Source organism: Actinophytocola sp. (assembly GCF_035712165.1).
In the GTDB taxonomy this organism is placed as follows: Bacteria; Actinomycetota; Actinomycetes; order Mycobacteriales; family Pseudonocardiaceae; genus DASYTH01.
Map to the genome: position 1 here is coordinate 1 of NZ_DASTBH010000209.1, position 6,793 is coordinate 6,793.

Genomic DNA, 6,793 nt, shown 5'->3' on the forward strand with positions numbered 1-6,793 from the left:
CGATGGCGGTGCGGGTGCTGGCCGAGATGGCCACGTTCGCCGACGCGGGTGTCGCGGGCCCGGCGTGAAGTTAGCCCTGTCCTGGCTGACCGTCTTTCCGGCGCGCCCGGACCGGGTGGACGCGGCCGCCGGCCGGCAGGCGATCACGTTCGCGCCGCTGGTCGGGCTGCTGCTCGGTGGCATCGCCGCGCTCGCACTGCTGGTGGCCGATGTCGTCGGGATGCCGGGACTGCTCGCCGGGCTGCTCACCGTCGGCCTGCTGGCGTTGCTCACCCGGGGCATGCACCTGGACGGCCTGGCCGACACCGCCGACGGGTTCGGCTGCTACGGGCCGCCCGAGCGGGCGCTCGCGGTGATGCGGGACGGCACCGCAGGCCCGTTCGGCGTGGTCACGCTGATCGTGGTGCTCGGCGCGCAGGCGAGTGCCTTCGGCGCCCTGGGCGGCGGTGAGCGCTGGGCCGCGGTCGTCGTCGCGGTCACCGCCGGCCGGGCCGCGTTCGCCCTGTGCTGCTTACCCGGCGTGCCGGCGGCCCGGCCCGACGGCCTCGGCGCCCTGGTGGCCGGCTCGGCCTCGGCCGGCGTGGCCGCCGCCTGGTGGTCCGTTCTTGCCGTGGCCGGCGGCGTCGCGACCCTCCCGCACTGGTGGCTGGGCCTGTTCGGCGTCCCGTTGGCCGCCGGCGCGGTGCTGCTCCTGGTCCGCCACGCGCGTCGCCGGTTCGGCGGCATCACCGGCGACGTCCTGGGCGCCGCCTGCGAGATCGCCACCACCGTGGTCCTCACCGCCGCCACCCTGTCCTGACCCCCGGGTCAGGCGAGCTTGGTGAGCCAGTGGTGGGTGTCGGGGGTGATGCCGCGCTGGATGGCGGTGAGGGTTTCGCGCAGGCGCATGGTGACCGGGCCGGTGGCGCCGCCGTTGATGGCGAACGAGCCGTCGGTGTGTTTGACGGCTCCGACGGGGGTGATCACGGCCGCGGTGCCGCAGGCGAAGACCTCGGTCAGCTCACCGGACTCGTTCTTCTTCTCCCACTCCTCGGTGGAGATCCGGCGTTCCTCGACCGCGTAGCCGAGCTCCCCCGCCAGGGTCAGCAGCGAGTCGCGGGTGACGCCGGCCAGCAGCGAACCGGACAGCTCAGGGGTGACCACCCGGACGTCCGAGCCGGAGCCGAAGACGAAGAACAGGTTCATCCCGCCCATCTCCTCGACCCACCGGCGCTCCACCGCGTCCAGCCAGACCACCTGGTCACAGCCCTGCTCGGCGGCCTGGGCCTGGGCCACCAGCGACGCGGCGTAGTTGCCGGCGAACTTGGCCGCCCCGGTCCCGCCGGGCGCGGCGCGCACGTACTCGTGCGACAGCCACACGCTCACCGGCTTGATCCCGCTGGCGAAGTACGAGCCGGCCGGCGAGGCGATCAGCACGTAGAGGTACTCCGCGGCGGGACGCACCCCGAGGCCCTTCTCGGTGGAGATCATGAACGGCCGGAAGTACAACGACGACTCGTTCTCCTCCGGCACCCAGTGGCCGTCGACGGCGACCAACTCCCGAAGCGATGCCATGAACAGGTCGTCCGGCAGTTCGGGCATCGCCAGCCGGCGCGCCGACCTGCGGAACCGCTCCGCGTTCGACTCCGGGCGGAAGGACGCGACGGTCCCGTCCGGCTGCCGGTAGGCCTTCAGGCCCTCGAAGATCGCCTGCCCGTAGTGCAGGACCATCGCCGCCGGGTCGAGCTCGAACGGGTGATAGGGCTCGACGGCCGGGTCGTGCCAGCCCTGGGTCCGGTTCCAGCGAATCGTCACCATGTGGTCGGTGAAGTGCTGACCGAAGCCCGGCTTGGCCAGTACCTCCGCAACGCGCTCCGGGGTCGCCGGGTGCGGGTTCGGGGTCCGGGTGAACGGTGTCGTCATGGAGCAACGGTATCCCTCGTTTCGGCACCCGGAAAATCGCGATCTCGAGGATCGGACGTCCTACCATGCTTAACCGTGACAGAGAACTCCGTGTCCGCCGGTTGGGGCTCAGATATCAAAGTTGCGGCGGTGGCGGCGATGGCGCCGCTGCTGGCGGGATCGACGGTACTGCTCGGTTATCTCTGGCTCGGCGGGTTCGGCGTCCTGCTCGGCATCGGTGGGGCCGTCGCCTGGGCCGTGTGGTGGTACCGCAAGCAGTCCGCCTTCTTCCCCCGCGACATCCAGGTCGCTCCGCTGGTGATCACCGCCGTGCTCACCTTCGGCGTGGTCTTTCTGGCGCTGGCCACGGCGGCCTAGGCCGGCCAGCAGGTACTCGCCGAGCATCAGCCCGGCGGCCAGCGTGATCGCGATCGGCACGGTGAGCAGGGCGGCGCCGGCCGCCGCGCCGATCCCGGCCACCGGCACCGCCCGGGACCGGGTGCCGGTGCGCAGGTCGGCGAAGATGCCGAGCAGGACCAGCAGGGTGGCCACGCCGGCGGCCGCGGTGAGGGCCGGGGCCAGGGCGGCCGCGTCCGCCGCGGCCAGGGCGTCACGCAGCGGAGCCGGCGACACGGCCAGCCGCGCGGCGCCGAGCTGACGCAGCGCGGCGCCGGCCACCGCCAGGCACACCAGCAGGGTCAGGCCGATCGCGACCAGGACCGGCGCCCGTCGCCGTCCGGTCGAGGCGTGCTCGAACCCGAGGAAGCAGAAGAACAGCAGCAGGGCGGCGATCGGCAGCCCGGCCGCACCGCCGGCCCGGTCGCCGGCCGGCACCGCCGGCTCGGGCGGCGCCACCGCCAGGCACACCACGACGAACAGCACGAGCACGGCGAGCACCAGCGTGCCGGCCACCCGCAGGAACGTCCCGGACGGCCGCAGCCCGGCGGCGGTGAACCCGGTGACCACCCCGATCAGCCCGATCGCGGCGACCGTCGGATGCGCGGGCGCCAGGTAGGCGCCGAACGTGCCGGCCACCGCGGCCGCACCGGCGACCCGACCAAAAATTCCCAGTATTCCCAGCCGGTCTGGAGTAGACAGTCCACACGCGACGGCGATGATCGACGCGAGTACCAGGGCGGCCAGCGCCCACGGGCCGGCAGCGGCCACCGCGGGCGCCAGACCCGCGAGGATCCCCGCGCCCAGCATCGCGGCCAAACCGGACCGGACGTGCGGCGTCACCCGGGACAGGGTAGTTAACATGCCTCAACGGCGAACAATCGAGGAGCCTTCGTGATCGTGCCCAAGCTGGCCATGACCTCCACCGGTGTCACCGAGGTCGCGGCGGAGGCCGTCGTCATCGGTATCACCCAGGACGGTGACAGCGTCGGTCTCGCTCCCGGCGCCGAGGCGGTGGACGCGGCCTTCGGCGGCGAACTGCTCGCGGTGCTGCGCACCCTCGGCGCCACCGGTAAACCGGACGAAGTCGTCAAGGTGCCGACCCTGGGCCGGCTGTCCGCCGGCATGGTGGTCGCGGCCGGACTCGGCAAGCCGGGCGCGGACGGCACGGTCTCCGCCGAGCAGGTCCGCCGCGCGGCCGGCGCCGCGGCCCGCGGCCTGACCGGGGTGGGCCGCGTGGTCACCACGCTGTCCACTGTGGACCTTCAAGCCGCGGTCGAGGGCACGGTGCTCGGCGCGTACACCTTCGACAGCTACAAGTCGGAAAGCAAGAACGGCACGGTGTCCCGGGTCGAGCTGGCCAGCCCGGCGGACGGCACGACCAAGCAGCACCGGGCGACGCTCAAGGCCGCCACCGCGATCGCCGAGGCGGTGGCCACCGCCCGGGATCTGATCAACACCCCGCCCAACGACCTCTACCCCGCCTCGTTCGCCGAGCGCGCGGCCGGCCTGGGCCGGGCCGCGGGCCTCGAGGTGGAGGTGCTCGACGAGAAGGCGCTGCGCAAGGCCGGCTACGGCGGCATCCTCGGCGTCGGCGTCGGCTCCAGCCGGCCGCCGCGACTGGTCCGGATGCGCTATCGCGGCCCCCGGCCCCGCGCGAAGGTCGCACTGGTGGGTAAGGGAATCACGTTCGACACCGGCGGCATCTCGATCAAACCGGCCACCCACATGGAGGAGATGACCTCCGACATGTCCGGCGCGGCGGCGGTGGTGGCCACCGTCGTGCTGGCCGCCCGGCTGAAGTACCCGCTGGAGGTCGTCGCGACCGTGCCGATGGCCGAGAACATGCCCAGCGGCGCGGCCTACCGGCCCGGCGACGTGCTGACCATGTACGGCGGCAAGACCGTCGAGGTGCTCAACACCGACGCCGAGGGCCGGCTCATCCTGGCCGACGCGATCGTGCGGGCCACCGAGGACGACCCGGACTACCTGGTGGAGACCTCCACCCTGACCGGCGCACAGATCATCTCGCTGGGCCGGCGCACCGCCGGGATCATGGGCAGCGACGATCTGCGCGACCGCGTGGCCGCGGTGGCCAAGGCGACCGGCGAGGGCGGCTGGCCGATGCCGCTGCCCGAGGAACTGCGTGGCGACCTGGACTCCAAGCTCGCCGACCTGGCCAACGTCACCGGGCACCGGTGGGGCTCGATGCTCGCCGCCGGCATCTTCCTCAAGGAGTTCGTGCCGGAGGACCTGCCCTGGGCGCACATCGACATCGCCGGCCCGGCCTACAACAACGGCTCACCCTGGGGCTACACGGGCAAGGGCGGCACCGGGGTACCGGTGCGGACCCTCGCCGCGCTGCTCGCCGACTTCGCCGAGAACGGCTGACCCGGGGCCTGTTTGACGGATCATCGGGTGAGGTCTTGGGCCAACCAACCGCACCTCAGGGGCACCGTGACGGCACCCAGCCACAATCCACCGACCCACGCGAGATGCGCTGCCAGCGCCACCACCGCATCAAGATTCTGGAGAGGCGGAACGCTTCTGCCGCGCCTGGTAGTCGCGCATCCGTTTGGGGTAGCCGACCCGCTCCACCTCGTAGATCGGCATCGACCGGCGCTTGGCGAAGTCGAAGGCCGCGTCCGGGCCGTCGACCCGGCGCCGGGTCCACTCGCCGTCGTGCGCGACCAGCAGGACGGTCGTGCCGGTCACGTTCGTGCGCGGCTCGACGAACGCCTCCACGCCGTGGCGCTGCGCCGCCCACTCCTCCAGATGCGCCGTGTCCTGCCTGGTCGCACCGCGAACCGTGCCTGGTCGACCCTTCCTCCGCAGGGAGTCGAAAAGACCCACGTCACCACCTCCGAACCCGATCATGGCAACGGCCCCTGGCCATGTCGCAAGCCTGCCCTACGTAGTGACAAGATGGCGTGTGAAACCGACAGATCGATCGATGAAAAGCTGCCGAGGAGAACCCCGTGACTGACACCTCCGCTGACCTTGTGATCCTGGGCGGCGGGTCTGGTGGCTACGCCTGTGCGTTCCGTGCCGCCGAGCTCGGCCTGTCCGTCGTCCTGATCGAACGGGACAAGCTGGGGGGCACCTGCCTGCACCGCGGCTGCATCCCCACCAAGGCGCTGCTGCACGCGGCCGAAGTGGCGGACCTGGCCCGGGAGGGCGACCAGTTCGGCGTCAAGTCCTCGCTGGAGGGCATCGACATGGCCGGGGTGAACTCCTACAAGGACGGCATCATCGGCCAGATGTTCAAGGGCCTGACCGGATTGGCCAAGTCGCACAAGGTGACCGTGGTCGAGGGCGACGGCACGTTCGTGGCGCCGAACGCGGTGACCGTCGGCGGCGACCGGTACACCGGCAAGAACGTCGTGCTGGCCACCGGTTCCTACGCCAAGACCCTGCCGGGCCTGGACATCGGCGGCCGGATCATCACCAGCGACCAGGCGGTGCACCTGGACTACGTGCCGGAGAGCGTGGTGGTGCTCGGCGGCGGCGTGATCGGCGTGGAGTTCGCCAGCGTCTGGCGCTCGTTCGGCGCCGACGTCACGATCGTCGAGGCGCTGCCCCGGCTGGTGCCGCTGGAGGACGAGTGGGCCTCCAAGCAACTCGAGCGGGCGTTCCGCAAGCGCGGCATCAAGTACAAGACCGGCGTGAAGTTCACCGGCGCCACCCAGTCCGACAGCGCGGTGACGGTGTCGCTGGAGTCCGGCGAGTCGCTCGACGCCGACCTGCTGCTGGTCGCGGTCGGCCGCGGGCCCAACAGCGCCGGCCACGGTTACGAGGAGGCCGGGGTGCGGATGGAGCGCGGGTTCGTGCTCACCGACGACCGGTTGCGCACCAACCTGCCGGGCGTCTTCGCGGTCGGTGACCTGGTGCCCGGCCTGCAACTCGCCCACCGCGGCTTCCAGCAGGGGATCTTCGTGGCGGAGGAGATCAGCGGGCTGAGCCCGGCGCCGATCGACGAGGCCGGCATCCCGCGGGTCACCTACTGCAAGCCCGAGGTGGCCTCCGTCGGGCTGACCGAGGCGCAGGCCAAGGAGAAGTACGGCAACGCCGAGAGCTACGTGCTCGCGTTGAGCGCCAACGGCAAGAGCCAGATCCTCAAGACGGCCGGCGGGGTGAAGCTGGTCAAGGCGCCGGACGGGCCGGTGGTCGGTGTCACGATGGTCGGCGAGCGGGTCGGCGAGCTGATCGGTGAGGCGCAGCTGATCTACAACTGGGAGGCCTACCCGGAGGACGTGACCCCGCTGATCCACGCGCACCCGACCCAGAACGAGGCCCTCGGCGAGGCCCATCTCGCGCTGGCCGGCAAGGCGCTGCACGCGCACTCCTGACCACCTGACCACGACCACCGACCAACCGCAGAGCACGAGAGCGAAGGAGCTCCATGGCCACCGAAGTCACCCTCCCGGCACTGGGCGAGTCCGTCACCGAGGGCACCGTCACCCGCTGGCTGAAGTCCGTCGGCGACGAGGTCGCGGTCGACGAGGCCCTGCTCGAG

At 71.9% G+C, this 6,793-nt stretch carries 7 protein-coding genes; 4 read left to right on the forward strand and 3 right to left on the reverse strand.

Features of this window, described 5'->3' with window-relative positions:
- Window positions 1-64 precede the first annotated feature (64 nt).
- Window positions 65-799, forward strand: coding sequence for an adenosylcobinamide-GDP ribazoletransferase (cobS, locus tag VFO68_RS11850; RefSeq protein ID WP_325158283.1), 735 nt, complete (start codon window positions 65-67; stop codon window positions 797-799).
- Window positions 800-807: 8 nt separating this feature from the next.
- Here the strand turns inward: cobS and VFO68_RS11855 are convergent, their stop codons facing one another.
- Together VFO68_RS11855 and VFO68_RS11860 are read right to left on the reverse strand one after the other, a co-directional pair.
- Window positions 808-1,902 (reverse strand): branched-chain amino acid aminotransferase, encoded by a 1,095-nt coding sequence (locus VFO68_RS11855; protein WP_325158284.1) that lies wholly within the window; start codon window positions 1,900-1,902, stop codon window positions 808-810.
- A gap of 108 nt (window positions 1,903-2,010) precedes the next feature.
- Window positions 2,011-3,120, reverse strand: a complete 1,110-nt coding sequence (locus tag VFO68_RS11860; protein ID WP_325158285.1) for a hypothetical protein — start codon at window positions 3,118-3,120, stop codon at window positions 2,011-2,013.
- A 51-nt stretch (window positions 3,121-3,171) separates the two neighbouring features.
- Between VFO68_RS11860 and VFO68_RS11865 the strand changes: the two genes are divergently transcribed.
- Complete coding sequence (locus tag VFO68_RS11865) at window positions 3,172-4,668, forward strand: leucyl aminopeptidase (RefSeq protein ID WP_325158286.1); 1,497 nt, start codon at window positions 3,172-3,174, stop codon at window positions 4,666-4,668.
- 129 nt (window positions 4,669-4,797) lie between these two features.
- On the opposite strand, the gene VFO68_RS11870 is transcribed toward VFO68_RS11865, so the two are convergent.
- Window positions 4,798-5,130 (reverse strand): oxidoreductase, encoded by a 333-nt coding sequence (locus VFO68_RS11870; protein WP_325158287.1) that lies wholly within the window; start codon window positions 5,128-5,130, stop codon window positions 4,798-4,800.
- Window positions 5,131-5,255: 125 nt separating this feature from the next.
- On the opposite strand from VFO68_RS11870, the gene lpdA reads away from it, so the two are divergent.
- Window positions 5,256-6,626, forward strand: a complete 1,371-nt coding sequence (lpdA, locus tag VFO68_RS11875; protein WP_325158288.1) for a dihydrolipoyl dehydrogenase — start codon at window positions 5,256-5,258, stop codon at window positions 6,624-6,626.
- A 53-nt stretch (window positions 6,627-6,679) separates the two neighbouring features.
- The coding region (locus VFO68_RS11880) for a biotin/lipoyl-containing protein (protein WP_325158289.1) at window positions 6,680-6,793 on the forward strand (114 nt) is incomplete at its 3' end.

Coding starts and splice junctions, on each gene's coding strand:
- VFO68_RS11855 (WP_325158284.1), bottom strand. CDS start 1,902: ATGACGACACCGTTCACCCGGACCCCGAACCCGCACCCGGCGACCCCG.